General features: G+C 69.9%; 3 protein-coding genes. 2 read left to right on the top strand and 1 reads right to left on the bottom strand.

All coding sequences use genetic code 11. The annotated features are described in order from the left end of the window. Positions 1 to 106 precede the first annotated feature (106 nt). Positions 107 to 607 (bottom strand): hypothetical protein, encoded by a 501-nt coding sequence (locus ACFWY6_RS44650; RefSeq protein WP_384703438.1) that lies wholly within the window; start codon positions 605 to 607, stop codon positions 107 to 109. Positions 608 to 1,107: 500 nt separating this feature from the next. Between ACFWY6_RS44650 and ACFWY6_RS44645 the strand changes: the two genes are divergently transcribed. Both ACFWY6_RS44645 and ACFWY6_RS44640 read left to right on the top strand, forming a co-directional pair. After that, on the top strand, positions 1,108 to 1,785 hold the full coding sequence (locus ACFWY6_RS44645; RefSeq protein WP_384703435.1) for a hypothetical protein: 678 nt from the start codon (positions 1,108 to 1,110) through the stop codon (positions 1,783 to 1,785). A 74-nt stretch (positions 1,786 to 1,859) separates the two neighbouring features. After that, the gene (locus tag ACFWY6_RS44640) at positions 1,860 to 2,141 is read left to right on the top strand and encodes a hypothetical protein (protein WP_384703432.1); all 282 of its coding nucleotides are present in this window, start codon (positions 1,860 to 1,862) and stop codon (positions 2,139 to 2,141) included. Positions 2,142 to 2,908: the final 767 nt, after the last annotated feature.

Genomic DNA, 2,908 nt, shown 5'->3' with positions numbered 1-2,908 from the left:
TGCGCGTCACTCACCCTCAAGCCGCACCGCACCGGCCCGCGCCTTTCGGTCTCTACCCTCCCCGGAGGGCCCGTTCTGGGCGTTGCTGTCCGGCCGTCCGGCTGCCCTAGCTGTGGGCGTTCGCGGCGGCGTTCGCCTGGCTGTTGGCCTGGGTGCAGTCGACGCCCCGGGTCTCGGCGGCGGCGAGCAGGGCGACCGGGAGATTCGCGTCGAGCAGGGACTGCGGGCTGCACTCCTGGTACGGGCGGAAGAGGTTGTGCTGGTTCAGCGCATCGGCCTGCCCGTGCCCATACGCATGGGGCGGCTGTGAGGCCGGCTGCGAGGAGACCTCCGGGCTGATCTGGGGGTTCAGCTGGGGGCTGACCTGGGGGCTGACCTCAGCGGGCCGCTGCGCCGCCGCCTGCTGCTGCGGGGCCGATGAGCCGGAACTCTGCACACTGGCCTGCGAGTTGGTCATCGAGGCGGCCTGGGCGTCCGGCTGCGTAGCGGGGGGCGGAACGGCACCGTTGTATGCGACGGGAGTGGCGCCGATGGCGGAACCGGCACCGATGGCGGACAGACCGCTGGCAGCTGCGACGACGAGCGCGACCTGTTGAAACTTGCGCATGGAACCCTCGGCCCTTCATTGACCTGTGTTTGGAACGTACTGAAATGCTGATGAGCCAGTGCAGTTGTTGCTGTTCTTGCTGCCTCGTGCGGCTGTGGATGGACCATCGTTCTAACCGAGTGGGGAACGAGAACAGTACGGGCCCAGTCACGGGAGCCGGGGTGTGGTCACCCATTTGCCGCAGGATGTGAACCATCAGCGGAACGCCGGTCAGCCGGGGTCACATCGGACGGGAACAAAGCCGTTAATCCGATCGATCGCAAACGGGTGACGGAGTTTTGGGTCCCGTGACCGAGCCGGAGTAAATGTCGTTGCCAACTGGGAGAGGGCAGCGATCACGAATCCAGCAGAGAGACTCTGTCGGCTCCGGCGTGAAGTCCACGTGACAGCCCAGGATTGCCCCTGTTGAGGCGCAAGTCGAACATCAGGCTGGGCGCACGCAGGGCTGCACTCAAATACAACGGATTTCCCTGCACAGGTATTGAAGGGCCGAGGGTTCCATGCGAAAGCTTCACAAGGTCGTGCTCGTCGCAGCAGCGGCCGGCGGTCTGTCCGCCATCGGCGCCGGCGTCAGCCATGCCGACTCTCCCGTCGGGTACAGCGGTGCTCCGGCGCCCGCTCCTGATTACCCGGCGCCCCAGGCGGCAGCCCCTGCGCCTGCCCCGCAGTGGCAGCCGCCCCAGGCGCCGGCCCCCGCGCCTGCCCCGCAGTGGCAAGCGCCCCAGGCGCCGGCCCCCGCACCCGCCCCGCAGTGGCAGCCGCCCCAGGCGCCAGCCCCCGCACCCGCCCCGCAGCAGAGCGGTTACGCCTCCGCCTCGGCCGTGTCGAGTGGCACTGCACATGCCTCCGGCTCGCCGTACGCCGCGCAGCAGGCAGCCCCTCAGCAGCAGTCGGCGCCGGTCCTGCCGCAGGCCGCCCCGCAGCCCGCGCCGCAGGTCAACCCGCAGACGTCGCCGCAGGTCATGCCGCAGGTAGCCCCGCAGGTCGCCCTGCCCCAGGCCTTCCAGCCGGAGCCCGCGCCGCGTGTCGCCCCGCAGGTGAACCCGCAGGTGAACCCGGAGGTGAACCCGATCATCAATCCGCTGGTCGCGCCCGGCGCACCGCAGGTATCCCCGCTCGGCCTCGGGCAGGTCGCGGCGCCTCCCGTTGGCCAACTCGGTCTGCCCCGACTCGGCTGATGGCCTCCCCGCAGTTGTCCACCCTCCCAACTCGATCTGCTGCAGATCACATCCGCTCGACCAATGGAGAAAGAATGCGCATGCTTCAGAAGGCCGTCATCGTGGGCGCCGTCCTCGGCGGTGTAGGTTCCTTCGGCGCCGGCACCGCCGTCGCACACGGCGAGGCGGGGGCACACGACGGTTTCGACGTCACGCAGGGCATCGAGTGTCGCTCGCACGACATGAACATCGACCTGCTCGGCAGCGTCGGCGCTCTCAACGGCGTGCTGGCCAACGCGCTCAACGGCGAGGGCAACCCGGGCGCACAGGACACCCACCTCGGTTCGGACATGGGCTGCAACAGCCAGGCGTTCTGACCAGCCGCGCTACACGCTCCTCCCCAAGGCCCTCCCCTCTTCATGTTCCTTGCGGTCCTGCGAGAGGGCCGCTGACCTCCGGGCCCGGCATATGGCTGCTCCCCCTGCCGATCGGATGGCCTGGGGTGGTGTCACCGGGCCCGAGAGGTGCCGTGGAGACGTAATGAGAGGTCCGACTGCCGCCCGGCCCGGTCACGGGCGGCAGGTCTCTTTCCAACGCGGCTGGTGTGAGGTGGCCGCCTGGCCGAGCGCCCCTACTTCGGCAAGTGGCGCGATGACGGCACCGATCAGGCCATCCACGACCTGCTGCGCCGTCAGGTCCGCGAGCCGAGGGGCCGTCACGAGGACCCGTCCGCGATCGTGATGGACGCCCAGACGGTGCACGCCTCGGTCGACGCACTCCAGGAGACGACCGAGAACGCTGTCGTCGAGCACGGCGCGCCGGATCACCGGCACGACCATCCCGACCTGGCGTGATCCGCCGCCGCCCGGGGCCAGGGCCCCCGGTGAGCGACTCGCCGTCGTGGAAGACGGTTGGAGCGGCTGGGCATCATCCGCACCCAGAACCGCCACGTCGAGGATGCCCGGGCCAAGCTCGGCAGCATCCCCGCCAACGTAGTCCCGCCCGAAGGCTCACAGAACGCACGCTCACAGAACGCACTGAGAATCGTGGGGGGGGGGCCCCCCCCCCCCGGCGGGGGGGCGCGATGAGGCGCGCGCGGGGCCCGTCGCTCTGTCGTGTGCGAACGCACTCGCGTGGGTGGGTG

It is taken from the genome of Streptomyces sp. NPDC059037, assembly GCF_042740015.1.
In the GTDB taxonomy this organism is placed as follows: Bacteria; Actinomycetota; Actinomycetes; order Streptomycetales; family Streptomycetaceae; genus Streptomyces.
Note: the sequence above shows the minus strand (reverse complement) of the source record. Positions and strands in the feature narration are given on the sequence as shown.

Excerpts from the sequence above, each read along its gene's own strand:
- ACFWY6_RS44650 (WP_384703438.1), bottom strand. The coding sequence starts at position 607 with ATGCGCAAGTTTCAACAGGTCGCGCTCGTCGTCGCAGCTGCCAGCGGT.
- ACFWY6_RS44645 (WP_384703435.1), top strand. The coding sequence starts at position 1,108 with ATGCGAAAGCTTCACAAGGTCGTGCTCGTCGCAGCAGCGGCCGGCGGT.
- ACFWY6_RS44640 (WP_384703432.1), top strand. The coding sequence starts at position 1,860 with ATGCGCATGCTTCAGAAGGCCGTCATCGTGGGCGCCGTCCTCGGCGGT.